22 protein-coding genes are annotated in these 25,851 nt (G+C 66.0%); 12 read left to right on the forward strand and 10 right to left on the reverse strand.

The window, feature by feature from the left end; genetic code table 11:
• The first annotated feature begins 21 nt into the window (after nt 1-21).
• From QMK22_RS11005 to QMK22_RS11030, 6 genes are all read left to right on the forward strand, one after another.
• Nucleotides 22-1,122: an acyltransferase family protein gene (locus tag QMK22_RS11005; protein ID WP_283497689.1), complete on the forward strand. Its 1,101-nt coding sequence runs from the start codon at nt 22-24 to the stop codon at nt 1,120-1,122.
• Between the two features lie 126 nt (nt 1,123-1,248).
• Nucleotides 1,249-2,580 carry a bifunctional o-acetylhomoserine/o-acetylserine sulfhydrylase gene (locus QMK22_RS11010; RefSeq protein WP_283497690.1) on the forward strand — a complete coding sequence of 444 codons (1,332 nt, stop codon included), beginning with the start codon at nt 1,249-1,251 and terminating at the stop codon, nt 2,578-2,580.
• A gap of 118 nt (nt 2,581-2,698) precedes the next feature.
• Nucleotides 2,699-3,901: a homoserine O-acetyltransferase MetX gene (gene metX / locus QMK22_RS11015; RefSeq protein WP_283497691.1), complete on the forward strand. Its 1,203-nt coding sequence runs from the start codon at nt 2,699-2,701 to the stop codon at nt 3,899-3,901.
• A 131-nt stretch (nt 3,902-4,032) separates the two neighbouring features.
• The gene (locus QMK22_RS11020) at nt 4,033-5,142 is read left to right on the forward strand and encodes a sensor histidine kinase (RefSeq protein ID WP_283497692.1); all 1,110 of its coding nucleotides are present in this window, start codon (nt 4,033-4,035) and stop codon (nt 5,140-5,142) included.
• Nucleotides 5,139-6,476 carry a hypothetical protein gene (locus QMK22_RS11025; RefSeq protein WP_283497693.1) on the forward strand — a complete coding sequence of 446 codons (1,338 nt, stop codon included), beginning with the start codon at nt 5,139-5,141 and terminating at the stop codon, nt 6,474-6,476. The genes QMK22_RS11020 and QMK22_RS11025 overlap by 4 nt, the downstream gene beginning before the upstream one ends.
• Nucleotides 6,477-6,521: 45 nt before the next feature.
• Nucleotides 6,522-7,178 (forward strand): response regulator transcription factor, encoded by a 657-nt coding sequence (locus QMK22_RS11030; protein ID WP_092111590.1) that lies wholly within the window; start codon nt 6,522-6,524, stop codon nt 7,176-7,178.
• 54 nt (nt 7,179-7,232) lie between these two features.
• On the opposite strand, the gene QMK22_RS11035 is transcribed toward QMK22_RS11030, so the two are convergent.
• From QMK22_RS11035 to guaB1, 7 genes are all read right to left on the reverse strand, one after another.
• Nucleotides 7,233-8,510: an MFS transporter gene (locus QMK22_RS11035; RefSeq protein ID WP_283497694.1), complete on the reverse strand. Its 1,278-nt coding sequence runs from the start codon at nt 8,508-8,510 to the stop codon at nt 7,233-7,235.
• Between the two features lie 519 nt (nt 8,511-9,029).
• Complete coding sequence (locus QMK22_RS11040) at nt 9,030-9,332, reverse strand: thiamine-binding protein (protein ID WP_283497695.1); 303 nt, start codon at nt 9,330-9,332, stop codon at nt 9,030-9,032.
• Nucleotides 9,333-9,341: 9 nt separating this feature from the next.
• Nucleotides 9,342-10,685, reverse strand: a complete 1,344-nt coding sequence (locus tag QMK22_RS11045) for a glycosyltransferase 87 family protein (RefSeq protein WP_283497696.1) — start codon at nt 10,683-10,685, stop codon at nt 9,342-9,344.
• A 64-nt stretch (nt 10,686-10,749) separates the two neighbouring features.
• The gene (locus QMK22_RS11050; RefSeq protein WP_283497697.1) at nt 10,750-11,625 is read right to left on the reverse strand and encodes an ADP-dependent NAD(P)H-hydrate dehydratase; all 876 of its coding nucleotides are present in this window, start codon (nt 11,623-11,625) and stop codon (nt 10,750-10,752) included.
• 119 nt (nt 11,626-11,744) lie between these two features.
• Nucleotides 11,745-12,821: a hemolysin family protein gene (locus QMK22_RS11055; RefSeq protein WP_283497698.1), complete on the reverse strand. Its 1,077-nt coding sequence runs from the start codon at nt 12,819-12,821 to the stop codon at nt 11,745-11,747.
• Nucleotides 12,818-14,155, reverse strand: a complete 1,338-nt coding sequence (locus QMK22_RS11060) for a hemolysin family protein (RefSeq protein WP_283497730.1) — start codon at nt 14,153-14,155, stop codon at nt 12,818-12,820. The genes QMK22_RS11055 and QMK22_RS11060 overlap by 4 nt, the downstream gene beginning before the upstream one ends.
• A 134-nt stretch (nt 14,156-14,289) precedes the next feature.
• Nucleotides 14,290-15,729 carry a GMP reductase gene (gene guaB1, locus QMK22_RS11065; protein ID WP_283497699.1) on the reverse strand — a complete coding sequence of 480 codons (1,440 nt, stop codon included), beginning with the start codon at nt 15,727-15,729 and terminating at the stop codon, nt 14,290-14,292.
• A gap of 183 nt (nt 15,730-15,912) precedes the next feature.
• Between guaB1 and QMK22_RS11070 the strand changes: the two genes are divergently transcribed.
• Together QMK22_RS11070 and QMK22_RS11075 are read left to right on the forward strand one after the other, a co-directional pair.
• Nucleotides 15,913-19,737: a multifunctional oxoglutarate decarboxylase/oxoglutarate dehydrogenase thiamine pyrophosphate-binding subunit/dihydrolipoyllysine-residue succinyltransferase subunit gene (locus tag QMK22_RS11070; protein WP_283497700.1), complete on the forward strand. Its 3,825-nt coding sequence runs from the start codon at nt 15,913-15,915 to the stop codon at nt 19,735-19,737.
• 174 nt (nt 19,738-19,911) lie between these two features.
• The gene (locus QMK22_RS11075) at nt 19,912-20,721 is read left to right on the forward strand and encodes a VOC family protein (protein ID WP_283497701.1); all 810 of its coding nucleotides are present in this window, start codon (nt 19,912-19,914) and stop codon (nt 20,719-20,721) included.
• Here the strand turns inward: QMK22_RS11075 and QMK22_RS11080 are convergent.
• A complete protein-coding gene (locus QMK22_RS11080) occupies nt 20,713-20,955 on the reverse strand; it encodes a zf-HC2 domain-containing protein (RefSeq protein WP_283497702.1) in 243 nt (80 codons plus the stop codon). The two genes, QMK22_RS11075 and QMK22_RS11080, sit on opposite strands and share 9 nt — an antisense overlap.
• A complete protein-coding gene (locus tag QMK22_RS11085) occupies nt 20,952-21,632 on the reverse strand; it encodes a sigma-70 family RNA polymerase sigma factor (RefSeq protein ID WP_502857525.1) in 681 nt (226 codons plus the stop codon). Before QMK22_RS11085 ends, QMK22_RS11080 begins: the two co-directional genes overlap by 4 nt.
• Before the next feature lie 105 nt (nt 21,633-21,737).
• Here QMK22_RS11085 and aroA point away from each other — a divergent pair, with 105 nt between their 5' ends.
• The 3 genes from aroA (at nt 21,738) to bcp (ending at nt 24,809) form a co-directional block, all read left to right on the forward strand.
• On the forward strand, nt 21,738-23,099 hold the full coding sequence (gene aroA, locus QMK22_RS11090) for a 3-phosphoshikimate 1-carboxyvinyltransferase (protein WP_283497704.1): 1,362 nt from the start codon (nt 21,738-21,740) through the stop codon (nt 23,097-23,099).
• A complete protein-coding gene (gene rsgA / locus QMK22_RS11095; RefSeq protein ID WP_283497705.1) occupies nt 23,100-24,221 on the forward strand; it encodes a ribosome small subunit-dependent GTPase A in 1,122 nt (373 codons plus the stop codon).
• Nucleotides 24,222-24,329: 108 nt separating this feature from the next.
• Nucleotides 24,330-24,809 carry a thioredoxin-dependent thiol peroxidase gene (bcp, locus tag QMK22_RS11100; RefSeq protein ID WP_283497706.1) on the forward strand — a complete coding sequence of 160 codons (480 nt, stop codon included), beginning with the start codon at nt 24,330-24,332 and terminating at the stop codon, nt 24,807-24,809.
• Between the two features lie 42 nt (nt 24,810-24,851).
• On the opposite strand, the gene QMK22_RS11105 is transcribed toward bcp, so the two are convergent.
• Nucleotides 24,852-25,223 (reverse strand): hypothetical protein, encoded by a 372-nt coding sequence (locus tag QMK22_RS11105; RefSeq protein ID WP_283497707.1) that lies wholly within the window; start codon nt 25,221-25,223, stop codon nt 24,852-24,854.
• 271 nt (nt 25,224-25,494) lie between these two features.
• On the opposite strand from QMK22_RS11105, the gene QMK22_RS11110 reads away from it, so the two are divergent.
• Nucleotides 25,495-25,743 carry a WhiB family transcriptional regulator gene (locus QMK22_RS11110; protein ID WP_035837005.1) on the forward strand — a complete coding sequence of 83 codons (249 nt, stop codon included), beginning with the start codon at nt 25,495-25,497 and terminating at the stop codon, nt 25,741-25,743.
• Nucleotides 25,744-25,851: the final 108 nt, after the last annotated feature.

Raw genomic sequence — 25,851 nt, forward strand, 5'->3', positions numbered from 1 at the left:
TGTGCCGGGAGAATGGGTTCAATGAGCGCACTGGGCACAACCTCCACTCCCACGACGAAGCGTCGCGTTCCCCTCTGGGACAACGCACGCTGGATCGCGATCACCCTCGTCGTGGTCGGGCACGCCATTCTTAAACTCATCGGTGAAGCGGATACCGCGTACACGATGTACCTGTTCATCTATGCCTTCCACGTTCCGGTCTTCGTTGCCGTGAGTGGCTATTTTGCGAAATCGGGACCGCCCGGCGCGAAACAGATGCACCGGCTGCTCACCGACCTGGTCCTTCCGTACGTCATTTTCGAAACGATCTGGACGGTTCTGCGCTGGATTCTCGGCGGCAAATTCGTGCTCGATTACTCGACCGCGAGCTGGACCCTGTGGTTTTTGCTCGCGTTGCTGGTGTGGCGTATCGCCCTGCCGTACCTCGTCCTGCTGCGCTATCCCCTCACGATCAGCATCATGATCTCCATCGGCGCCGGCTACATCTCGTCGATCGACGGAACGTTCACGCTGGCCCGTACCCTCGGGCTCCTGCCGTTCTTCGTGTTCGGCTGGAAGCTGCGGCAGTGGCTGCTGACCGATACCTGGCTGGACCTGCGCGCGGGGCTGGTGTGGCGCTGGCGGGCGGGAGCGATCGGGCTGTTCGCCGCGCTCTACCTGCTCATCGCGCTCAATATCGAGACCCTGCGCGCCCTGCAGGTGCGACAATTTTTGCTGTACGACGAGTCATACGCCACGTTCGACTATTCCGAGTTCTGGGCCGGCGGCATCCGTTTGGCGGTCATGGTGCTCGCTTTCGCGCTCATTGTGGCCTTCTTGATACTCATTCCCCGGCGCACCACCTGGTTCTCCAGCCTCGGCGGTGCCACGATGTACGTCTATCTGATGCACACCTTCGTGTTGTATCCGCTGCGCGAATCGGGGGTTCTGGACGGCCCGCAGCCGGCCTGGGTGCTGCCGGCGATGATTGCGCTGAGCGTGATGACCTCGGTCGTGCTGTCGTTGCCCGCCGTGCGGCGGCTGTTCCGCCCGTTGATCGAGCCGCAGGCGCGATGGCTGTTCCGGCCGACCGCGGCGACGCCGACCGGAACTATCGTGTTGCCACACCACGATCGCAAGTAGCTACCGGCACGCCCTGACGAAACCAGATGACGCCGTGTTGCGCCGGCCCTTGCACGGCCATTCGGGCATCCTTAGGCTCGGGAGCAGAGCGTTGGAAAGTCCGCGCCGTGTGAGCCGGAGGCTATCGTGACCGACAATTCTTCATCGTGGAAGTTTGAAACCAAGCAGGTCCACTCCGGCGCCCGGCCCGATCCGGTGACCAACGCGCGGGCAACGCCGATCTACCAGACCACGTCCTATGTGTTCAACAGCGCCGAGCACGCCCAGAATCTGTTCGCTCTGGCCGAGTTCGGCAATATCTACACCCGCATCCAGAACCCCACCCAGGCTGTCGTCGAAGAGCGCGTCGCTGCCCTCGAGGGCGGAACGGCCGCGCTGTTGCTGTCCAGCGGACAGTCAGCATCCACTTTTGCGGTATTGAACATTGCGCAGGCCGGTGACCATATTGTGTCGTCGAGCTCGATCTATGGCGGCACCTACAACCTGTTCAAGTACACCCTGGCCAAGCTCGGCATCGACGTGACCTTCGTTGAGGACCAGGACGACGCCGCCGAGTGGGAGCGCGCGGTACGCCCGAACACCAAGCTGTTCTTCGCCGAGACCATCGGCAACCCGCGCATCAACGTGCTCGACATCGCACTGGTCGCGGATGTCGCCCACGCCGCCGGCATTCCGCTCGTCGTCGACAACACCATTGCTACTCCCTACCTGATTCGCCCGTTTGAGCACGGCGCCGACATCATCGTGCACTCCGCGACGAAGTTCCTCGGCGGCCACGGCACCATCATCGGTGGCGTGCTCGTCGACGGCGGCAAATTCGAGTGGTCCAAGAACGTGGAAAAGTTCCCTGGTTTGACCGAACCCGACCCGTCGTACCACGGGGCAAGCTACACGACCGCGGTCGGCGACGGCCTTGCCTTCGTCGTGAAGGCCCGCGTGCAGCTGCTGCGCGACCTGGGGTCGGCCATCGCCCCGGCGAGCGCCTGGCAGCTCATCCAGGGCATTGAGACGCTCAGCCTGCGCATCGAACGCCATGTTCAGAACGCCCAGGACATTGCTGAGTGGCTCGACAACCACGACGACATCGCATCGGTGAACTACGCCGGACTGCCCTCGAGCCCCTGGTACGCGGCTGCCAACAAGTACGCGCCGCTCGGCGTCGGTGCCGTGCTCTCGTTCGAACTCAAGGGTGGTGTCGCGGCCGGCCGCGCCCTCGTCGACAACCTGAGCCTGTTCAGCCATCTCGCCAACATCGGCGATGTGCGCTCCCTGGTGATTCACCCGGCGTCGACCACGCACGCCCAGCTCACCCCCGAGCAGCAGCTCACCGCCGGAGTCACCCCCGGCCTGGTGCGCCTCTCCGTCGGCATCGAGAACGTCGTGGACCTGAAAGCCGACCTGGAGGCCGGCCTGGCCGCCGCCCGCGCCGTCGTCAAGCGCGATCGCGCCGACGCCTAAAGCACGCCGGTCGTCTGGCACGATCGTACCGGCCGGAAGTTGCTTCCGGCCGGCTCCGCCCGGGCGCATTACGTAACATGCGCCCGGGCGCTCCAATCAACCGCCACAATGGACGTGTATGGAATGGCAATCTTCAGCAGACACGGTCCCGTCGAGCTTCATCACCGAAGCCCAGGCGCGCTCGGTGCTTGGCAAGCCTCCGGCGACCGGCGCCTGGCGTGACGGAGACCCGGTCGAACACCGACTCTTCGCCCTGCTCGGCCCCCTCACCTTCGAGGGCGGTGGCAGTCTGCCGACGGCCCGCCTCGCCTACGAAACCTGGGGCACCCTCAACGCGGCCGGCGACAACGCCGTTCTCGTACTGCACGCCCTCACCGGTGACAGCCACGTGGCCGGAACGCCCGGACTCGAGCAGGACACCGGCGGCTGGTGGGACGGCATCGTCGGTCCCGGCCTCGCCGTCGACACCGACGTGTGGTTCGTCGTCGCCCCGAACATGCTCGGCGGCTGTCAGGGCAGCACCGGGCCGGCCTCGCTCGCGCCCGACGGACTCGAGTGGGGCATCCGCTTTCCCTACCTGACCATTCGCGACCAGGTGAACGCCCAGCGCGTCTTCAGCGACCGGCTGGGAATCGGCCGCTGGGCCGCCATCATCGGCGGCTCCATGGGCGGCATGCATGCCCTCGAATGGGCCGTCGAGACACCCGACCGGGTGGAACGCCTGATCATTCTGGCCGCACCGCCCGTCACTACCGCCGACCAGATCGGCCTCAACTCGGTGCAGATCGAGGCCATTCGCACCGACCCTGCCTTTCACGCCGGCGACTACTACGACGAAGCGGATGGCGACGGCCCGACCCGCGGACTGGCCCTCGCCCGGCGTATGGCCCTGTTAAACTACCGAAGCCCGGCCGAGCTGAACACCCGGTTCGACCGCGGCTGGCAAAGCGGCATCAGTCCGCTCGGCGCCAACGGCCGCTTCGCCGTGGAATCGTACCTCGACTTTCACGGCAATAAATTCACCCGACGCTTCGATGCCAACAGCTACATCGTGCTCGTCGAAGCGATGAACTCCCACGACATCGGGCGCGATCGTGGCGGTGTAGCCGAAGCCCTCGGCCGGGTGACCGCACGCTCGGTTGTCGTGGGAATTGACAGCGACCGCTTGTTTCCAGTCGATGGCCAGCGCACGATCGCCGCCCACCTGGGGAACAATATCGACGGCCCCACCGCGGTGGTCTTGAAATCCGGATATGGTCACGACGGCTTTCTCATTGAGAACGAAGCGATCGGTGCCCAAATTCGGCGGGTGCTGCACTAGGGCGAACCCGCAGGAGTCCCGCCCGGTATGGTGCTGGTAAGACACGTTCATTTCCAACCGGACAGGCACCCATGCAACGCATTCTCAGGGAGCGCGACCGCCTCCTTCGAAGAGCGGTACAGGCGGCCGGATTGAGCGGATCGGTCACGGCACTGGCGTGCCTTCTCGTGCCCGGCGGAATCGCCGACGATACCCGCCTCTGGGCGACCGCGCTCGTGCTCGTCCTGGCCGCTGCTCAATACCTGCTCGGCAACACCGGTGCCCTGCGTTGGGCCGTGGTGATCGTGCTCAGCGGTATGGCAATCATTTTACTTGTCGGACTGAACCGGCCCGTGGGCGTTTCGATGAACCTGATTGAGGAGAGCATCATCGGAACGGTCTCGACTGCCCCCGTGTGCGCGGTGGCCGCAGTGCTCCTGACCAGCCCGCGCCGGGTGCTTCTGCTCGCCTTGTTCTTCGGTCTCATCTTCACGAGCGTGACCGTGGTGACCGTTGATGCACCCGATCGCACGGTCATGCTGGTCCTCACGGTCAGCATGTGGGTGGCCTTCACCCTCGTATCCTGGTGGATCGCACAGAGCGTGCCACGGGTGATGCACCGCATCGCAGCGATCGGGCGCGCACACCGCGCCGAACGGCACGCGAGCGAGCTGGAAGCCCAGCGCCGACAGGATGCCCGGCTACTGCACGACACCGTGCTGGCGACCCTCACCCTGCTGGCCCACTCCGGTGTGGGGGTGAGCCCGGCCGCCCTGCAAAAACAGGCCGGCGACGACGCCCGACTGCTGCGTCAGTTGCGCCTCGGCGGTCTGCCCACCCCGCGCCGTTCCGGCGGATACAATCTCGAGCCGGCAACGGTGCTCACCCTCGGCGACACCCTCGACGCCGTGCGCCAACGTTTTGAACGACTGGGACTCACGGTGCACTGGCACGGCAGCGGCCAGGTGCAGTTGTACAGCAACGTGCTGGATTCTTTCCTGCTCGCCCTCTCGGAATGTCTCGAAAACGTGCGCCGTCATTCCGGGGTTGACGAGGCTGACGTGACGATAACGGATGACGACACCACCGTTCGCGCCATGGTCACCGACACCGGGGTCGGCTTCGACCTCGGTCAGGTCGGTTCCGAACGGCTGGGAGTGGCCGAATCGGTCGTCGCCCGGCTGCGGGATGTCGGCGGCAATGCCCGTCTGTTCTCCTCGCCCGGCTCTGGAACGACGGTTGTGTTGGAGGTTCCCAAGTGAGCCCCCTCAGCGATACCGCCCCCATCCCGATCCAGCCGCGGTCACGTGGCGTCGGCGCCCGTCTGCTCGGTGGCCCATCCGAACGCAGCTGGCCGCCGGCATCCGCTAACCGGAGAACGCGGGGTGACCTCTCGCCGCTGCGGTTTCCGAACACGATTCTGCGCGGCGACGGCCGGATCACAGTTTTCCGCTCGGACCAGAACGGATTGGGTGCGCGTCACCTCGGTATCGGCATGAGCATCAGCGGCGCCTGCATCGCGTTGTTCTTGCTCGTGCGGCTGCTTCTGCAGTGGGACCCGACGAATGTACCGGTGCTGAGCCTCCTCGCTTGGGCGATTCTGCTGGCCACCGCGGTGACCGTGAACCTCGTGGTGCACAAATTGGCATCCCGCCTGCCGCTCTGGCTGTTTGTGGCGGCCCTCGGCGCCTGCACAGCGGTCGTGGCGCTGGATCTGGCCGGATCGTGGGGGGTGGCCGGTACGGGGGATTTTCCCACCGCAGCACCCGCCGTGGGCGCTTTTCTGCTGTCGATCGTGACGCTACGGGAGACCGGCGAAATCACCATGGCGACCATCGCCCTCGGTTTGGCCATGAGCGTGGCGGCGCTGTTGGAAACGCACGACGATCTGCTCGCTCTCGGCCCGTACATCCTTTCCATCTCGCTCACGGTCGCGCCCCCGTTGGTCGGTGCCAGCATCGTTCAGGCCTTCCGGCGCATGGTGCAGCGCGAACTCGACCTCGTTTTGGTGCAGAGCACGGTATCGCAGCCGCGGTTCGCGGTCGGGATGCTCGCCTCCGAGCAGCTCGCCCGACTCGACCTCGATGCGGAGACCCTGCTCGACGATGTGGCGCAGGGCCGCACCGCACTGCCGCTGGCACCGTCCACAGCGACAACGGCCGCCTCGCTGGCCACCCAACTGCGGCATCACCTGATTGAAGGCCGCACCGAAACCTGGCTGCATCATGCCGTGACCGAGAGCGAATTTCTCGGCCCCGTCGTCGCGCTGAGCGATCCGAACGGCTTGGCCGGGCTGTTGTCGCCACCGCAACGTGATGGACTGTTGCTAACGATTTGGCTATTGATTGGGGACACGGCGCGGTCCGGGGCATCCGTTTCCCTGCGGCTTGGACCGATTGCCCCCACACATGGGGCTGGGCCGCATCGCAAGGTGCGATTTCCCATTGAATTGACCACAACGGGGGTAGCCCGACGGCGTGTCGATCCCGAAACGTGGCAGGCAATTCGTGCGGTCGGCCCGCACGTGGACTCAAATAAAGCTGGAAGCTTGCGGGTAGACATCGAGTGCAGCGTTGACAATCCCACGGATGCCTAGCATTGGGGATATTGACGATAGGGTGCAGGCAGTAGGAGGCAGAAAATGACGACAACAGACCGTCCCATCCGTTTGGCCCTTGTTGATGACCACAGGATGCTTTTGGGTGCGCTCACTGAGTGGATCCGGAGCGCCGCTGACGACATCGAGATGGTGGCGGCGGTGACCACCTGGCCCGAGTTGCTGACGCATCCCGAGTTTCCGGTGGATGTCGTGCTGCTCGACCTCGATCTCAAAGACAACATTCCGGTGTCCCTGAAGATTTCCACGCTCAAGACCACGGGCGTGAAGACCGTGCTGATGAGCACCTATTCCGAACCGGCCCTCGTGCGTGAAGCGCTCGCTGCTGGCGCGCTCGGCTACCTCGTGAAGAGCGAGGAGGCCAGCATGATCGTCGACGCCATTCGCGCCGCGTACAACGGCAAGTCGTATATCTCGGCTGAGCTCGACTATGCGCTCAACTCCACCGAGAACGTTGAGGGCCCCCGCCTCAGCGCCCAGGAACGTCGGGTCATGGCGCTCTACGGTGCCGGCGAACCGGTGAAGGCCGTCGCCTACCAGCTCGGCATCTCCGAGGAGACCGCCAAAAGCTATCTCAAGCGCATTCGCGAGAAGTACCGTCTGGCCGGTTACGATGTGGGAACCAAGGTGGCGCTGCGCAAGCGTGCCATCCACGACGGCATCCTGCTACAGACCGACTAGACCGCAGCATCCGCTTCACCGACCGGCCACCTTTTTGGGAGCCGGTCAACTGCGTTAACGCTGGCGGATGACCGGGTTGAGCTGCGTACCGTAGGGGACGTGCCGGCCGTTCAGGCGGCGCCGACGATCGATGTTGAAGGTGCTCAGCGTCAGCAGCACGCCGATCGCGCTGAGCCCCACGCCGATCCAGACCGGGGCGAGATAACCCAGGCCCGCCGCGATGGCGACGCCGCCCAGGGCCGCGCCGAGCGCGTTACCGACGTTGAGTGCGGAATGGTTGAGCGCGGCGGCGAGGGATTGGCTCTCGTGCGCAACATCCATCAGCCGGGCCTGAATGGTCGGTGACAGCGCGGATGCCGCGGCGCCGACCAGGAACATGCCCACGAGCAGCCCGGCCAGGAACTGCGCCGACAGGCCGAGGGTGACCAGCGCGATGATGAGCACGCCGAAGGAGAGGTACATCGTGCGGCGCACGCTCCAGTCGGCCAGTGCTCCCCCGGCAAAGTTGCCGACGGTCATCCCGAGCCCGACGACGACCAGAATGAGCGGGACCGCCGCGGCGTCCAGTCCGGTGATCTCCATCACGAGCGGCGCCACGTAGGTGTACACGGCGAACAGACCGCCGAACCCGATCGCTCCAATCGACAACGTCATCCACACCTGCAGGCTGCGGAAGGCCCGCAACTCGGCGCGCATGGTGGCCTTGGGATTGCCGTCCTGGAACGGCACCAGAAGGGCGACGGCCACGAAGGTGAGGGCGAAAATTGCGGCCACGACGAGGTAGGCCACGCGCCACCCGCTGGTCTGACCGATCCAGGTGATCGTGGGCACCCCGATGACGTTGGAGATGGTCAGCCCACTCAGCACGATGGCGATGCCGCGGGCCCGTTTGCCGGGACCCATCAGGTGTGCGGCCACGAGCGATGCAATGCCGAAGTAGGCGCCGTGCGGGAGTCCGGCGATGAACCGGGCGGCAAGCACGGTCTCGAAGGTGGGCAGCAGCGCCGAGGCGACGGTACCGAGCGTGAACGCGGTCAGCAGGGCGAGCAGCAGCTGTTTGCGGGGCCAGCGAGCGGCGGAAGCGGCGATTGTCGGTGCTCCGACGACGACACCGAGGGCGTAGGCCGAGATAAGCCAGCCGGCTTTCGCGTTGGCGGCATCCGGGGCGCTGGCGTACAGGCCCGGAAGCAGGTCGGCGGCGAGGTTCGGCAACAGCCCCATGGCGACGAATTCGGTCGCGCCGATGCCGAACCCGCCCAGGGCGAGGGCGAGCAGGGCAAAACGAATTCGGGTCGACGACAGTTGCGTCGACCCGTCAGGAGTCAGGGGCATGCAATAAGCCTAAGCCTGAATTCGTCGGTTCGCGTTGAGTGAGCGATGCTCGCCTGCCCGCTTGCCTGCCTGCCTGCCTGCCTGCCCGCCTGCCCGCCTGCCTGCCCGCTTGCCCGCCTGCCTGCCTGCCTGCCCGCCTGCCTGCCTGCCTGCCTGCCTGCCTGCCTGCCTGCCCACTTGCCCGCTTGCCTGCCTGCCTGCCCGCTTGCCGCGCACACGCTGGCGTGGGTCGACGGCCACGTCGGGAAACTTGATCAGCGGATGCGGCGCCCCACCGACCTCTCACCGAGCGTGGCCCCTCGCGTTCACGGCGGTCAATCGCGACGAACTTGCGGCGCGGGAGTTGCGCCGGTGCGCGCGAGGCGCAACTCCCGCGCACTGGCGCAGCTCCCGCGGGACGCGTGGCGCGGGGGTACCGGCCAGGCCGGAACTCCCGCGCACTGGCGCAATTCCCGCGCCGCCGCACCTCCACCCGACCGCTGGAGCGAGCATAGGCGCCAGCCTGCTCGCGCGGGCTGTCTAGGCGTCGAGGGCGGTTTCCAGGCGCTCGAGCTTGCCAGTCAGCTCTCCGGTATGGCCGGGACGGATGTCAGCCTTCAGCACGAGGGAAACGCGCGGTCCGAAAGCGCCCACCGCCTCCGTCGCCGCCTTGATCAAGGCAAAGACCTCGTCCCAGTCGCCCTCGATGGTGGTGAACATGGAATCGGTGTGGTTCGGCAGACCGGATTCACGCACGATGCGCACCGCGGCAGCGACCGCGTCGTGCACGGATCCCTGCGAGTCAGCGGCGACGGACGGGGCGACAGAAAATGCTACGAGCATGTGGGTTCCTTAGGTGTGGTGGTCGATGGCATGAGTGGTGGGGCCGGCTGAAGCAGACGGTGTCGAGTCAGACGGTGTCGAGTCAGACGGTGTCGAGTCAGACGGTGTCGAGTCAGACGGTGCTCCGGTGAGGCGATACAGGGAGTGCAACGCCCAGCCGAGCAGCACGAATTCGAGCAGGTTGCGCAGGCTGAGCACGAACACCAAAATCGGGTTGGCCACGAGGACCCAGTCGTACAGGGTGGGGTAGATGATCTGCGTGAGCGCGGCGAGCACCAGCCCGAGCAGCGCCGGCATGCGCCAGGCCCGACCGTTCAGCACGAGTCCCAGGATGAGCGGTGCGGCGAACCAGCTGATGAACTGCGGCGAACCGACCTTGTTGAACGCGATCAGGGTCGCCGTCAACGCGAGCGTCAGCGGCGGCAGGACCGCCAACCAGCCGGCGCCGCGTCGCTGGGCGCGCACGCCGAGCAGGAGCACCATAGCGGCGGCCAGCGCCAACAACGGGGTCATTGCGGCGCTCAGCGCGCTGGTGCCGGCACCGGCGACCTGAAACGTGAGAATCTGCCGGTCGTAGTAGACAAAACTGCCGGGCACGCCGAACGCAGCCTGCCACAGCCACGGCACGGCCACGGGCGATTCGATTTGGATCCCCCGGCCCGCCTGTTCGCCCACAAAACTCAACACGTGCAGGCCGCTGCCTCGGCTCAGGCTGAGCGTCGCGGCCACGGCGACGACCGCGGCGGTCGCGGCTGCGGCGACCCCGAGGATGTGCCAGCGCTGTTTCGATGCCACAAACAGGGCGGCGAGCGCCGCAACGGGCCAGATTTTGATCCAGGTTGCGATCGTGAGCAGCACCGTGCCGCAGAGCGGCCGGCGCCGTAACCAGAGCAGGGCCACGATGCACACTGGCACCGTAACGGAGTCGATGCGCACGAGTGCGATCGGGCCGAGCAGGGCCAGAAACAGCAGCCACCACCGCGCCACGGCCCACTGCGAGCGGTGGCGCAGGAGCACGTAGAAGGCCCCGGCGTTCAACGCACACACCAGCGCGAACCAGGTGCCGAGGTACGCCGGGCCGCCGAGCGCGTACGCGGCGACCACCGGCACGAGGGCCAGCACCGGGTAGACGAAGTCCTCCGTGATTCCCACGATGCTGCCCAGGCCGGCGTTCGCGGCCCAGCCGCGATAGACGCCCTCCACATCGCCGAGCGGATAGCCCGGGCCGAACAGGGCCAAGCCGATCAGCAACAGGTGCACGAGCACGAATGCCGACCACAGGGCGGTCAGCGGATGCCGCGGTTGCCGCAGGCTCCAGCGGCCCGCTGGCCGGATCTTGTCGTGAATTCGCACGCTTTACTTTGCCACAGCCAGGCGAGCGAATGTACTCCGCCCGCTGAGACCGCGTTTCTCCCTGCTAGCGGGTCGGGCGGGGGCCGGGATCGATCCCGTGGTCCAGAAGCGCGGCGACAACGCGCGGCACGGTCTCGGCCACGTCCAGGGCCGCGATCGGGCCGCCGCGGGAGGCCAGTTTGGCGGCTTCGGCGTGCAGGAACGCGGCGGTCGCGGCGAGCGGGGCGAGGGAGGCGGCATCCGCTTCGAGCTGGTCAGCATGGGTGGCCAGGAGCGCACCGAGAATGCCGCCGAGAACGTCGCCCGACCCGGCCGTGGCGAGCCAGGCCGGCCCGGTCGACACGGTCAGCAGGGCTCCTGCCGGCGAGGCCACGTGGGTGACGGCCCCCTTGAGCAACACCGTCACGTCGAACAGGCGCGCGGCGCGAATCGCCCACTCGCCCGGGTTCGCGGCAATCTGCGAGGCGGAACCCGGCTTGGCTTCATCGGCGAGCATCACGGCCAGTTCGCCGGCGTGCGGTGTGATCACGGTCGGTCCGATCCCGTGCGAGACCAGGTCGAGGGCGCCCGCGTCCAGCACCGTGGGTAGTCCCTCGGCGAGGGCGAGGTCGAGGTGCGCGGTGGTGGCATCCGTTCGGGTGCCGGCGTTGATTCCGGAGCCCAGCAGCCAGGCCTGCACGCGGCCGGGTACGGTCACGATCTCGGGTCGGCGCTGGAGAACGAGCGTCTCGGCTCGACGCGGTCCGAGGTAGCGCACCATGCCGAGGCCGGTGCGCACGGCCGCCTCGACGCCGAGCACGGCGGCACCGGGGTAGTCCTTGGAACCGGTGCGCACCCCGAGCACGCCGCGGGAATACTTGTCGTCATCGGCCTGGGGCCGGTAGATCCAGTCGCGGGCCTGTTCGGCCTCCCATTCGAGCCAGCCGCGCGGTTTCACCATGCCTCCACGATAGGTCGTTTTGTTCGGCGCTGGAACCCGGTGTGCTCGGTTCGGGTGCCTGTGCCAGCCCTGCGTCAGCCCTGCGCCAGCCGCGGGTTTCGCGGCCGACGCGGCGCGTGCTAGTCGCGGCGGGTGGCGTCTTGTACTTCGCCGACCAGCTCCTCGATGATGTCCTCCAGGAAGAGCACGCCGGTGGTCTCGCCCTCGGCGGTGAACGACCGCGCGAGGTGCGCACCGGAGCGGCGCATAGTGGCGAGGGCGTCCTCGAGGTCGGTGTCTTCGAAAATAGAAATCAGGGTACGGATGCGCTTGGCCGGGATCCGCCCCGCATAGCTGTCCGGTGCACTCAGCGTTCCGGTGCCCACCGCAGCCGATGCAACATCGAGGTCGAGCACGTCCTTCAGGTGCACGTACCCGGTGAGGTGGCCCTCGGCGTCGGCGAGAACGTAACGGGAAAATCCGTGACGGGTGACGGCCTTCTCGACATCGGCCGGCGTGGCCGACTCGGGCAGGCTGACCAGGGCGCCGAGGCCAACGGCCACGTCGCGCACCTTGCGGTTGGTGAACTCGAATGCCGCGCTGAGGGCGCCGGTCCCATCGCTCAGCACGCCCTCACGGGTGGACTGCGAGACGATCGTGGCGACCTCGTCGAGCGTGTACGCGCTCGTCGCCTCGTTCTTGGGCTGCACCCCGAACAGGCGCAACACGCCGTTGGCGAGCGCGTTGAGGGCGACAATGAGCGGTTTGAAGACGCGTGCGACGAACACGAGCGGCGGCGCGAGCAGCAGAACAGCACGGTCCGGAACCGAGAACGACAGGTTCTTCGGCACCATCTCGCCGAACACGACGTGCAGGTAGGAGACCAGCAGCAGCGCCACAACGAAGGCGATCGTGCCGATCACCGGGTCGGGCAGCCCGGTCAGGCCCAGCGGAGCCTCGAGCAGGTGGTGAATCGCCGGCTCGGACACGTTCAAAATGAGCAGCGAACACACCGTGATGCCCAGCTGGGAGGTCGCGAGCATGAGCGTTGCGTGTTCCATCGCCCACAGCGCGGTCTTGGCACTACGCTTTCCGGCTTCGGCAAGCGGTTCGATCTGGGAGCGGCGGGCCGAGATGACGGCAAATTCCGCTCCGACGAAGAAGGCGTTGGCCGCGAGAAGCACGACCAACCAGGCAAGTCCGGCCCAGTCGCTCATTTGTCGCTCACCTTCTTTCGATCGGATTTGATTTCAACAGACAGTGCTGGTTCGGGAGCGGCCTCGGGGGTGAACCGCAGTCGGTCGATGCGGCGCCCCTCGAGCCGTTCCACGGTGAGGAATCCGCCGTTGACCGGCACGCGATCGCCGAGCACCGGCAGCCGGCCCAGCTCGCTCATCACAAAACCAGCCACGGTCTCGTACGGACCCTGCTCCGGCACGACGACCTTGGTACGTTCGAGCAGCTCGTCGGGGCGCAGCATGCCCGGAAAGGTCAGCGAATCGGGTGACCGCACCACGCCGGCGCGGGCCCGGTCGTGCTCGTCGGCAACCTCACCGACCAGTTCCTCGACGAGGTCTTCCAGGGTGACGACACCGGCGGTGCCGCCGTACTCGTCAACGACGATCGCCATCTGGTAGCCACGGCCACGCAGCTCACCGAGCAGGTCGTCGAGCTTCATGGTTTCCGGTACCCGCACGGGGTCGGTCTGCAGGGCTGACACCGGAACATCCGCTCGGCGGGCACGCGGCACGGCCACGGCCTGCTTGATGTGCACGACGCCCACGACGTCATCGACGCTTTCGTCAACGACCGGAAAACGCGAGTAACCGGTGGAGCGGGTGAGGTCGATCACGGCCTGCGCCGAATCGGTGCGATGGATGCTCGCCACGCGCGGGCGCGGCGTCATCACGTCGGACGCAGTGTGCCCGGAGAACAGCAGCGTTCGGTGCAGCAGGGTTGCGGTGTCTTCCTCGAGCAGTCCGGCACTGGCCGAACGGCGCACGAGCGAGGACAGCTCCTCGGCGGTGCGCGCTCCGGAAAGTTCCTCCTTCGGTTCGATACCGACCGCACGCAACATGCCGTTTGCGCTGTTGTTGAGCACGAGCACGGCCGGTTTGAACACCGTGGTGAACACGGTTTGGAAGGGAATCACCAAGCGAGCGGTCTGAATCGGCAGGGCGAGTGCGAAGTTCTTGGGAACCAGCTCACCGATCACCATCGATACGAGGGTCGCCGCCACGATAGCGATCGTGGTGCCGAAGGCCGGAACAAGGTCGATGGGCAATCCGACCGCCGTCAATGGGCCACGCAGCAACGACGACAGGGCCGGTTCGATCGTGTAACCGGTCAGCAGCGTCGTGAGGGTGATTCCGAGCTGAGCGCTCGACAGGTGCGTCGAGGTGATTTTCAGCGCGGCGATGGTGAGGACGAGGCGGGGTTCCCCACGATCGCGTCGCGCTTCGAGGTCGGCGCGGTCAAGATTTACCAGGGCGAATTCACTGGCGACGAAGAGGCCCGTCCCGACGGTCAGGATGAGGCCGAAACCGAGCATGATCAGCTCAGACAAGGACTTCACCGCCGGCGGCTACGGGCGAGGGTTTATGAGAATCAGGTTTAGCGGTGGGAGGGTCATCCATTATTCCACCGAGTATACCGGGCGCACCTGCCTGATTTCCGGTGGGCGCGCTACCAGGAGACGGGCAGCGCCTTGCCCTCTTCGTAGCCGGCCGCCGACTGAATACCCACGAGCGCCTTGGTATGAAAATCGGCGACGGTAGTTGCCCCGGCGTAGGTGAACGAGGAGCGCACCCCCGAGGTAATCATGTCGAGCAGGTCCTCGATCGACGGCCGCAGCGGGTCAAGGTAAATCTTCGAGCTGGAGATCCCCTCCGCGAACAGGGTCTTGCGGGCAAGGTCGTAGGCGTCGAGGCGCTCGAACCGGGCCTGTACCGCCTTGGTCGAGGCCATTCCCCAGCTTTCCTTGTAGAGCGCGCCACGGGCATCCGTATTCAGTGTTCCGGGAGCTTCGGCGGTGCCGGCGAACCAGGAACCGATCATGACGGATGCCGCACCGGCGGCGAGCGCGAGGGCCACGTCTCGCGGGTAGCGCACCCCGCCATCGGCCCAGACGTGAGCGCCCAGTTCGCGGGCTGCGGTGGCCGTTTCGAGCACGGCCGAGAACTGGGGCCGTCCAACGGCGGTCATCATGCGGGTGGTGCACATGGCCCCCGGACCGACCCCGACCTTGACGATTGTGGCGCCGGCACCGACGAGGTCGCGCACCGCATCCTTGGTCACCACGTTGCCGGCCACAATCGGCAGTCCGAGGTTCAGGTCCGCGACGATGCCGAGAGCACGCAACATGCCGGACTGGTGCCCGTGCGCGGTGTCGATCACGAGAATGTCAACGCCGGCCGCGGCGAGCGCGCGAGCCTTTGCGGCGACGTCGCCGTTGATGCCGATCGCGGCAGCGACCTTGAGTCGCCCCCGCGCATCGAGGGTGGGCTGATACAGGGTGGAGCGCAGGGCGCTCTTGCGGCTGAGGGTTCCCACCACAAGGCCGTGGTGCAGCACCGGGGCGAAGTCAATGTCGGCCTCGGTCATCAGATCGAAAGCGCGGCGCGGCCCCTCGACATCGTCGGCGTCGAGCGCGGTCAGTTCACCGTGCAACAGATCGCCGAGGCGAGCGTCGGGCAGCGCCGTCGCAAGCCGGCTGGCGACGATGCAACCGAGATAATCCCCATTACCGGCATGAATCACAAGTCCCTGGCCGGGAACGGCCGGAACCTGCCGCAACGCCATCTCGACGGTGTCGTCCGGGGCAAATACGAACGGCGTGTCGAAACGAACCGATTGGTCTTTAACCCAGCGGATGGCCGCATCCAGATCCTGCAACGGCATGTCCTGCGGCAGCACTCCGAGTCCGCCGCGCCGCGCGAGCGCGGCGGCCAGACGCGGCCCGGTGACCGAGTTCATATTCGCCGACACGATCGGAATCGTGGCGCCGGTGCCGTCGTTGGGTGCCAGCGACACATCCAAACGGCTGGTGACCGCCGACTGTCCAGGCACCAAAAACACGTCGGAATAGGTCAAATCATGACTGGGCGTTGTTCCATAGAACTGCATATAAAGAACGCTAGCCGCTCACTGGGGTGTTTATGGTCGTGCGGGATGGGATTAGGCTGGACAGGCAGACTGACCTGATGGTCGACATCGTCAGCGACAGTCTCAATGAAAGCGAAGATTGACCCGGCGAACTTACCCCGCCGAGGGCATCCAAATTCAAAGCAGAGAGTGGGCGATCCCACGGTGTCAAGCCAGGTAACCGGTGGAGCTTCTGACGAGACAACGTCAGGCGAATTCGGAGCAAATGAGTGGCTCGTTGACGAATTGTACGAACGATACTTGATCGACAAAACGTCGGTCGATGAATCGTGGTGGCCGGTACTCGAGAGCTACCACCAAACCGCAAACACTCCGATGGACGCACCCGCAGGCGTCCCCGCCGCATCCGCTCCCCCGGCGCCAGCAGCGCCGGCCGCAGCAGCGCCCGCTGCCGCCGCCCCGGTTGCTACCCCGGTAGCTGCCCCTGCTGCCGCCCCGGTGGCGCAGACTGCCCCCGGCGCTGCCGCACCGGTCCCCGTCACGGGAAACCAGCCGACGGCCCGCACCACCTCGAGTGCGCCCAAGCCGGCTCCGGTTCCCGCCGACGCTCCGGTGACGAGCCCGCAGGCCGTCGTCGTTGACGACTCCGAGCCGGTCAAGCAAGACAAGGTCTCACCGCTGCGCGGTATGGCGAAGTCGCTCGCGACGAACATGGTCACCAGTCTGACCGTGCCGACCGCCACGAGCGTGCGCACCATTCCGGCCAAGCTGCTCATCGACAACCGCATCGTCATGAACAATCACATGAAGCGGGCTCGAGGCGGCAAGGTCTCCTTCACCCACCTGATCGGTTGGGCGCTGATTCGCGCGCTCAAAATGTTCCCGAGCCAGAACGTCTTCTACGACGAGGTCAACGGCAAGCCGTCGGTCATCGCCCCCGCCCACGTCGGAATGGGCCTGGCCATCGACATGCCCAAGCCCGACGGCACGCGCGCCCTGCTCGTGCCGGCCATCAAGCGCGCCGACACGATGACGTTCGGGGAGTACCTCTCCGCCTACGAAGACCTCGTCTCCCGTGCCCGGCAGAACAAGCTCACGGCCGACGACTTCGCCGGCGCTACGCTCTCGCTGACCAACCCGGGCGGCATCGGCACCGTGCACTCGGTGCCTCGCCTCATGAAGGGCCAGGGCTGCATCATCGGCGCCGGCGCCCTCGACTACCCGGCTGAGTTCCAGGGCTCGAGCGTCAAGACGCTCACCGGCCTGGCCATCTCGAAGACCATCACGCTCACCAGCACCTATGACCACCGCGTCATTCAGGGTGCCGGTTCGGGTGAGTTCCTCAAGATCGTGCACGAACTCTTGATCGGCCAGCACAACTTCTACGAAGAAATCTTCTCGGAACTGCGCATTCCGTACGACCCGATCCACTGGGCGCCGGACATCAGCGTCGACCTGGCCAGCGCCGTCGACAAGACCGCCCGGGTGCAGGAACTGATCAACTCGTTCCGCGTGCGTGGCCATCTGATGGCCGACATCGACCCGCTCGAGTACCGGCAGCGCAGCCATCCCGACCTCGATATCGCAACGCACGGTCTCACCTTCTGGGACCTCGACCGGTCCTTCGTGACCGGCGGTTTCGGTTCGCAGCGTCAGATGCTGCTGCGCGACATTCTCGGCGTGCTGCGCGACTCGTATTGCCGTACCACGGGCATCGAGTACATGCACATTCAGGATCCGGCCCAGCGTAAATGGGTGCAGGAGAAGATGGAGAAGTCCTACGTCAAGCCCACGCACCACGAGCAGATGCGTATTCTCGCCAAGCTCAACGAGGCCGAAGCGTTCGAGACGTTCCTGCAGACCAAGTACGTCGGCCAGAAGCGTTTCAGTCTGGAGGGCGGCGAGTGCACCATTCCGCTGCTGGACACCATTCTGCAGGGCGCTGCCGAGCAGGGTCTCGACGAGGTCGCGATCGGCATGGCCCACCGCGGTCGTCTGAACGTGCTCACCAACATCGCCGGCAAGACCTACGGCGAAATCTTCCGTGAGTTCGAGGGCACCCAGGACCCGCGCACCGTGCACGGCTCCGGTGACGTGAAGTACCACCTCGGTACGACCGGCACCTTCCGGGGCGAAGACGGTGCCGAAATTCCGGTGTCCCTCGCCGCGAACCCGTCCCACCTCGAAGCCGGCGACGGCGTGCTCGAAGGCATCGTCCGGGCCAAGCAGGACCGCAAGCCGATCGGCACCTTCTCCACCCTGCCCATCCTCATTCACGGCGACGCCGCGATGGCCGGCCAGGGCGTTGTGCTCGAAACCCTGCAGATGTCGCAGCTGCGCGGCTACCGCACCGGCGGAACTGTGCACATCGTCGTGAACAACCAGCTCGGTTTCACGACCCTGCCGCTGGATGCTCGCACCAGCGTCTACGCGACAGACGTCGCCAAGACCATTCAGGCGCCGATCTTTCACGTCAACGGCGATGACCCGGAAGCCGTCGTGCGCGCCGGCGAGCTCGCGTTCGCGTACCGCCAGGAGTTCAAGAAGGATGTCGTCGTCGACCTCATCTGCTACCGCCGTCGCGGGCACAACGAGGGCGACGACCCCTCGATGACCCAGCCGCTGATGTACAACCTGGTCGAAGCCAAGCGCAGCGTGCGCAAGCTGTACACCGAGGCTCTCGTCGGCCGTGGCGACATCACCGAGGAAGAGTACGAGGCCGCCCACCGCGACTTCCAGGACCGCCTGGAGCGTGCGTTCCTCGAGACCCACGCCGCGCAGACCTCCTCGATCCCGATCATCACGCCGGAAATGGCCGCCAAGGCCAAGGCCGAATCGGAAGCTCAGGCCAGAGACGACGCTGCCGGTGAGCCCGAGACCACCGGTGTTTCCGAGAGCGTCATCCACCTCATCGGCGACGCGTTCAACAACAAGCCGGCCGGTTTCACCGTGCACAACAAGCTGCAGCAGCTGTTGCAGAAGCGTCTCGACATGAGCCGCAACGGCAACATCGACTGGAGCTTCGGCGAGCTGCTCGCTCTGGGTTCCCTGCTGGTGGAGGGCACCCCGGTGCGTTTCGCCGGCCAGGATGCCCGCCGCGGCACGTTCGTGCAGCGTCACGCTGTGCTGCACGACCGGGTGAACGGCCAGGAATGGCTGCCCCTGGCCAACCTCAAGGACAACCAGGCCCGATTCTGGATCTACGACTCGCTGCTCAGCGAATATGCGGCCATGGGCTTCGAGTACGGCTACTCGGTGGAACGTGCCGATGCCCTCGTGCTCTGGGAAGCGCAGTTCGGTGACTTCGCCAACGGTGCGCAGACCATCATCGACCAGTTCGTGTCCTCCGCCGAGCAGAAGTGGGGGCAGCGGTCATCCGTTGTCCTGCTGCTGCCGCACGGTTACGAAGGCCAGGGCCCCGACCACTCGTCGGCCCGAATCGAACGGTTCCTGCAGCTGTGCGCCGAAGAGAACATGACCGTGGCTCGTCCGTCGACGCCCGCGTCGTACTTCCACCTGCTGCGCCGTCAGGCGTACATGCGCCCGCGTCGCCCGTTGATCGTGTTCACCCCCAAGTCGATGCTGCGCCTGCGTGGCGCGACGAGTTCCGTCGCCGAGCTCACCAGTGGCAAGTTCGAGACGGTCATCGACGATGACCGCATCGCCGACAAGTCCGCCGTCAAGCGTGTCTTGTTCATGTCCGGCAAGATCTACTACGACCTGCTCAATGAGCTCGTGAAGAACCCGAACCCCGAAATCGCCCTCGTGCGCGTCGAGCAGTTCTACCCGCTGCCCGCCGTGCAGCTGAAGGATGTGGCAGCCCAGTACCCGAATGCCGAACTGGCCTGGGTTCAGGACGAACCGGAGAATCAGGGTGCCTGGCCGTTCTTCTACCTCGAGACCAACAAGCTCGGCCCGCGCGCCATGCGGTTGTTCTCCCGCCCGGCGTCGGCCTCGCCGGCCGCCGGTTCGGCCAAGCGCCACGCGATCGAGCAGGCAAAGCTGCAGCGTGAGGCGCTGACGCTGTAGTTCTGATTACCGGCCGTGGGTCTGACGATGGAGGGTGACCTGGTCACCCTCCATCGCTGTATCCGCACGGTGGCCTCCGCCCTGGTCGCGCCGCACAGTCGCATCCGCGTGCGTTTTTCGCGTTGCCAGCGCGCACGGAGCGTTCTAGGCTCGGACCAACCGGAGGAGCACAGCATGCCCATTCGCACGGAGAACCGGCTCGGAGAGCCCTGTTGGATCGACCTGATGACGAGCGACCAGGCCCGGTCGATCGCGTTCTACCGGGACCTGCTCGGCTGGAGGGCCGTGGATACCGGGGCGGGCTCCGGTCGGTACACCATGTTCTTTCACGGCGACGCGGCCGTTGCGGGCCTCACGCCGCAGGATCCCTCCAGCGGCAATCGAGATTTCTGGACGACCTTCCTGGCGACCGGGAACGTCGATGAGACCCTTCTCGCTGCGACCACTGCGGGGGCCACCGTGACCGTGCCGGTGCAGACCGTCGGCGATCAGGGGCGTCTGGCTGTGCTGACCGATCCGTGCGGAGCGGCCGTGGGCATCTGGGAGGCAGCCGGGCACCTGGGTTTCGGCGCCGACAATGAAATCGGCACGCCCGTCTGGCACGAACTGATGAGCCGGGACTTTCCGGCGGCGATCGAGTTCTACCAAGCGGTGTTCGGCTGGACCCCGCTTCCGCTGAGTGACAGGCCCGATTTTCGCTACAGCACCTTCGGGCACGACGAATCGATGACCGGAGGGGTCTACGACGCCGATGCCATGCTTCCGGCGGGGGTTCCATCGCACTGGCAGGTGTATCTCGGGGTCGCCGACGCGCGGGTGGCCGCCGAGCGGGTGCGGCAGCTCGGCGGCACGGTGCTTCGCGAGCCCTGGGAATCCGATTTCGGAACCTTCGCCCAGGTGGCCGACCCGACCGGTGCCGCATTTCTACTCGGAGAGGTTCAACCGTCGCGGCAACAAGCCACTCCGGAATCGGCTCTAGTGTGAGGCTTGCAGGGCACGCAGCCTGAGCAGAACCTGATCTCTCAGGTCTTCGGGCGCGGTTTCCTTGCAGGCACGCTGCACGACCTCGGTCAGCGTGCGCCCAACGAGGTGTTCAACGCTGCAATCGGGGCACTGTGCGAGGTGCTCCTGAATGTCGGCCGCATCGTCTTTGCGAAGTTCGTTGTGTAGATACTCTTCGAGTTCGGCCTTGGCCTTCTCGCAACCGCAATCGGTCATTTGTCTGCGCTCCTGGATGTTTTCTGGCCCTCGGCCGTGCCCAGCCCGCGCTCAGCCGCATAGCCGGCCAGGAGCTCGCGCAGAAGTCGCCGGCCTCGGTGCAGGCGGCTCATCACGGTGCCAATGGGGGTTTTCATGATTTCGGCGATCTCCTGGTAGGAGAAGCCTTCAACGTCGGCGAAGTACACGGCGAGTCGGAAGTCCTCGGGGATGGACTGCAGGGCGTCTTTGACGGCACTATCGGGCAGATGGTCGATCGCCTCGGCCTCGGCCGAACGCCCCGACATGGCCGTCGTTGACACGGCACCGCCGAGTTGCCAGTCCTCCAACTCATCGATGGTGCCCTGATACGGCTCGCGCTGCTTCTTCCGGTAGGCGTTGATGAAGGTGTTGGTGAGGATGCGGTACAGCCACGCCTTGAGATTGGTGCCCTGCTCGTACTGCGCAAACGCGGCGAACGCCTTGACAAAGGTCTCCTGCACGAGATCCTGAGCATCCGAGGGATTGCGTGTCATGCGCATGGCCGCCGCGTATAGCTGGTCAAGGAACGGCAACGCCTGTTCCTCGAACAAACCCCGCGTCTGCTCGCGCAGCTCGGCCTTTGTCGGTGCAACCGACGTGAGTTGTGTGTCGCTGCTCGAAAGGTCTTCCGAGTTCACGGGCGTGTCTGAAGTCATCACGGGCAATTCTAGGCTGTTACCCACAGCCAAGGGTCGTTCCAACAGCATTGACACCGCTTCAGATCTCCCTCAAATTGTTATCACCGACTATTCTGATAACCGATGTTGATCTCGAGATATTCCAAGCCGGAGTTCGATCCGTACGGCGACAATTCGCCGACCGAAGCGGATGCCTGGTGGCCCGCGCCGACCACGGCGGCGCCGCTGCAGGCGGTGCTCGCTTTGCCGGGCTCAAAATCGCTGACCAATCGGGAGCTGGTGGCATCCGCTCTGGCCAGCGAACCGTCGCTGTTGCGCGCGCCACTGCACTCGCGGGACAGCGACCTCATGGTCGGTGCGCTGCGCCAGCTCGGCGCCACCGTAGAAGCCGTTGCCGGGGCCGGTGCGTTCGGCACCGATCTACTGGTGACCCCGCCGGTCGAAATGCTCGGCTCCACCACGATCGATTGCGGTCTGGCCGGCACCGTGATGCGCTTTCTGCCACCGCTGGCCGCCCTCGCCCTCGGCCCGACGACTTTTGACGGGGATGCCGGGGCGCGTCGTCGCCCCATGGGCCCCATGATCGGCGCCCTGCGCGACCTCGGCGGCGATATCAACGACGATGGCAAGCGCGCCCTGCCGTTCACCGTGCACGGGCGTGGAGCGGTCACTGGCGGCGCCGTCACCATCGATGCGGGCACCTCGAGCCAATTCGTCTCCGGGCTGCTCCTGGCCGGCGCACGCTTCGAGCAGGGGCTGCACCTCACCCACTCGGGGGAACGGTTGCCGAGCCTGCCCCACATCGAGATGACCATTGAGGTGCTGCGCGCCCGCGGAGTCGAGGTGGCAACCCCCAACGTCGGCGAATGGGTCATCGCACCCGGCCCGATCGCCGGCCGCACCGTAGACATCGAGCCCGACCTGTCCAACGCCGCGCCCTTCCTCTGCGCCGCACTCGTGGCCGGCGGCAGCGTCACCATCACCGGCTGGCCGGAAACGACCACCCAGGTTGGTGCCGACCTCGAGCAGCTGCTCCCGCTCTTTGGCGCGACCGTCACCCGCATCGGCAACCGCCTCACCGTGACCGGCGGCGAGCGCATCCACGGTGTCGAACTGGATCTCTCCACCGGCGGCGAACTCGCCTGCACCCTCGTAGCTCTGGCCGCCCTCGCCGACGAACCGAGCACGATCACCGGCATCGGGCACATTCGCCACCACGAGACCGACCGGCTGGCTGCGCTGGCCACCGAGATCAACCGGCTCGGCGGCGCCGTCACCGAGCTGCCCGACGGCTTGCAGATCCAGCCGGCCCCCTTGCACGGCGGCCAGTGGCTCAGCTACGACGACCACCGCATGGCGACAGCCGGCGCGCTGATCGGCCTCGCCGTACCCGGTGTCGAGGTGGAGAACATCGGCACAACCGCCAAGACCCTCCCCCAGTTTCCCGAACTGTGGCACGCCATGATCACCGAAGCGGCGCTGTAAATGGCGGTGGCCCCGCCCGCTGACGGCGCTGCCGGTTCCGACGATGCCGGCTCTGATGACCTGGCCGGCGCCCCCGGCGACATCTGGTGGGCATCCGCTGACGATGACGAACCGGAGTTCGATGAGTCGAGCGTGCGCGTGCGGGCAGGCCGCAAGGGCAGTAAACCGCGCACGAAGACCCGGCCGGGACACGAGAATGCCCTGACCGGGCGCATCCTCTCGGTTGACCGCGGACGCTACACGGTGATGCTCGATGAGAACCTGCCCACCGAGCGCCGCATCACGACCGCCCGGGCGAGTGAGCTGCGCAAGAAGGCCGTCGTGAACGGCGACCGCGTCGATATCGTCGGCGATACCACCGGTGCTGAGGGCAGCCTGGCCCGTATCGTGCGCATCGTGCCACGCGACACCCTGTTGCGGCGCAGCGCCGACGACACCGACGCCGTCGAGCGCGTGATCGTCGCCAACGCCGACCAGATGTTGATCGTGGTCGCGGCGGCCAACCCGGAGCCGCGCATCCGCTTGGTGGATCGGTACCTGGTAGCGGCCTACGACGCCGGGGTGAAGCCCATTCTGTGCATCACCAAAACCGACCTCGCTGACCCGTCCGAGTTCCTGGCCAATTTCGCCGGACTCGACCTGCCCGTGTTTCAAAGCGGTGAGGGCGGCATGCCGATCGCCGAGATCTCGGCGGCGCTGATCGGCCACGACACCGTCTTCGTCGGGCATTCCGGGGTCGGCAAATCCACCCTCGTGAACGCGCTCGTGCCGGGCACCAACCGGGCCATCGGAGTGGTCAACACCGTCACCGGGCGCGGACGCCACACATCCTCGTCAACCGTGTCGCTGCGCCTCGAAACGGATGCCGGCCGCGGCTGGGTTATCGACACTCCCGGCGTGCGCTCTTTCGGCCTGGGGCACATCAACACCGACAACATCCTCAAGGCGTTCACCGACCTCGCCACGATCGCCGAGCGCTGCCCGCGCGGCTGCACACACCTGCCCGGATCGCCGGACTGCGCGATCATCGAAGCCGTCGAGGTCGACGAACTCGGTGCCACCGGCCGGGTGCGCCTCGATTCCCTGCAGCGCCTGCTCGCGACGTTCGCGCCCGCCCGATAACGTCACGGTGCGCGGGAGTTGCGCCGGTGCGCGGGAGGCGGAACTCCCGCGCACCGGCGTAGCCCCCGCGCGATGCGCCGTGGAGCGGCCGCTCGATACGATGGAGGTATGACGGATTCAACGCACCTCGCAGTCGGCGACACAGCCCCCCAGTTCACCCTGACCGACCAGGACGGGGCATCCGTTTCGCTGGCCGACTTTGCCGGCCACAAGGTCGTCGTGTACTTCTACCCGGCCGCAATGACTCCCGGCTGCACAACCCAGGCCTGCGACTTTCGCGACAACCTCGGGTCGCTGAAGGCGGCCGGCTACCAGGTACTGGGCCTGTCGAAAGACGCCCCCGCCAAGCTCAAAAAGTTTCAGGAGCACGACGCGGTGAATTTTCCGCTGCTCAGCGACACCGACCTCGAGGTGCACCGCGCTTACGGTGCCTGGGGCGAGAAGAACCTGTACGGCAAGATCGTAACCGGCGTGCTGCGCTCGACCTTCGTGCTCGACGAAGCCGGAAAGATCACCCACGCCCTCTACAACGTCAAGGCCACCGGCCACGTCGCGAGTCTGCGCAAGAAGCTCGGCATCGACGCCTAGGTTCGGTGCTCTGGAGCGTTGTTCAGAGCCCGCCCAGATCGGTCAATCGACGTCGGGCTCGGGTTCGTGACTGGTTGCGGCGATCACCCGCGGGCTGAAGACCAACACGAGCACGATAATCGACGGCAGCAGCAGGAGCCAACCGATGTCGGGACGGGCATATATGCCCTGAAAACAGCCAATGGCAATCATGACCTGCACGAGCTGCCAGGTGACCGCCGCACCTCGAATCCACGGACGCCGGCGCAGCGCACCGACGGTGATCGCGCTCACCCACACGGCAGCGACCACGGTGAGAGCTACCAGCGCCAGGGATGCGCCGGCCGAATTCGGGGTGGCGACGATCATTTCCAGCACCCACCAGGCGCTGAAGGCCCACAGGGCAAGTGCTTCGAGCGCGAGTAGAGCGATCATCACTCCCAGCAGCGGGGCGCGACGAAGCGCCCGGAGGTCAATCCAGGCTGGGCGCCCTGCACCAGAGCCGCTGTTCACAGCGAAAAGCCATACAAAACTATTGATTTGATACCTCTATTATGGGACGATATTTGAGGCCCGGTTGACGCTCACAGGGACGTGAGCTGTTTCAACGCGGTTATCGCGCAGATTCCACTTTCCTGCAACCGGCCATCACCCCTGCAACTCTGGCCAAACGGCCGTGCACCCATGTAATAAAAGGAGCATCCCTATGGACTGGCGCGATAAAGCTGCCTGCCTCACCGCCGACCCGGAACTTTTCTTCCCGGTTGGTAACACTGGACCCGCAGTGGACCAGATCGAAAAGGCAAAGTCGGTGTGCGCCCGATGCAACGTCACCGAAGTGTGCCTGCAGTATGCACTTGAGACCGGTCAGGACTCGGGAGTCTGGGGCGGCCTCAGCGAAGACGAGCGCCGTGCGCTCAAGCGCCGCGCCGCACGCGCGCGCCGCGCCTCCTAGCGAGCCGGCACTCAGAACGCGAGCCTACGGCCATCCGAAACATCGGAGGCCGCGGGCTCGCTTTTTTGTGCGCTGTCGACCGCGTGCGCCCGAGCATCCGCTCACGGG

This window comes from Cryobacterium sp. PH29-G1 (genome assembly GCF_030063365.1).
Classification (GTDB): domain Bacteria; phylum Actinomycetota; class Actinomycetes; order Actinomycetales; family Microbacteriaceae; genus Cryobacterium.

Coding starts and splice junctions, on each gene's coding strand:
- QMK22_RS11030 (WP_092111590.1), top strand. CDS start 6,522: ATGACGACAACAGACCGTCCCATCCGTTTGGCCCTTGTTGATGACCAC.
- QMK22_RS11080 (WP_283497702.1), bottom strand. CDS start 20,955: ATGACCGATTGCGGTTGCGAGAAGGCCAAGGCCGAACTCGAAGAGTAT.
- QMK22_RS11075 (WP_283497701.1), top strand. CDS start 19,912: ATGCCCATTCGCACGGAGAACCGGCTCGGAGAGCCCTGTTGGATCGAC.
- QMK22_RS11060 (WP_283497730.1), bottom strand. CDS start 14,155: ATGCTCGGTTTCGGCCTCATCCTGACCGTCGGGACGGGCCTCTTCGTC.
- aroA (WP_283497704.1), top strand. CDS start 21,738: ATGTTGATCTCGAGATATTCCAAGCCGGAGTTCGATCCGTACGGCGAC.
- rsgA (WP_283497705.1), top strand. CDS start 23,100: ATGGCGGTGGCCCCGCCCGCTGACGGCGCTGCCGGTTCCGACGATGCC.
- guaB1 (WP_283497699.1), bottom strand. CDS start 15,729: ATGCAGTTCTATGGAACAACGCCCAGTCATGATTTGACCTATTCCGAC.
- bcp (WP_283497706.1), top strand. CDS start 24,330: ATGACGGATTCAACGCACCTCGCAGTCGGCGACACAGCCCCCCAGTTC.
- QMK22_RS11035 (WP_283497694.1), bottom strand. CDS start 8,510: ATGCCCCTGACTCCTGACGGGTCGACGCAACTGTCGTCGACCCGAATT.
- QMK22_RS11055 (WP_283497698.1), bottom strand. CDS start 12,821: ATGAGCGACTGGGCCGGACTTGCCTGGTTGGTCGTGCTTCTCGCGGCC.
- QMK22_RS11050 (WP_283497697.1), bottom strand. CDS start 11,625: ATGGTGAAACCGCGCGGCTGGCTCGAATGGGAGGCCGAACAGGCCCGC.
- metX (WP_283497691.1), top strand. CDS start 2,699: ATGGAATGGCAATCTTCAGCAGACACGGTCCCGTCGAGCTTCATCACC.
- QMK22_RS11085 (WP_502857525.1), bottom strand. CDS start 21,632: ATGACTTCAGACACGCCCGTGAACTCGGAAGACCTTTCGAGCAGCGAC.
- QMK22_RS11105 (WP_283497707.1), bottom strand. CDS start 25,223: ATGATCGCTCTACTCGCGCTCGAAGCACTTGCCCTGTGGGCCTTCAGC.
- QMK22_RS11005 (WP_283497689.1), top strand. CDS start 22: ATGAGCGCACTGGGCACAACCTCCACTCCCACGACGAAGCGTCGCGTT.
- QMK22_RS11110 (WP_035837005.1), top strand. CDS start 25,495: ATGGACTGGCGCGATAAAGCTGCCTGCCTCACCGCCGACCCGGAACTT.
- QMK22_RS11040 (WP_283497695.1), bottom strand. CDS start 9,332: ATGCTCGTAGCATTTTCTGTCGCCCCGTCCGTCGCCGCTGACTCGCAG.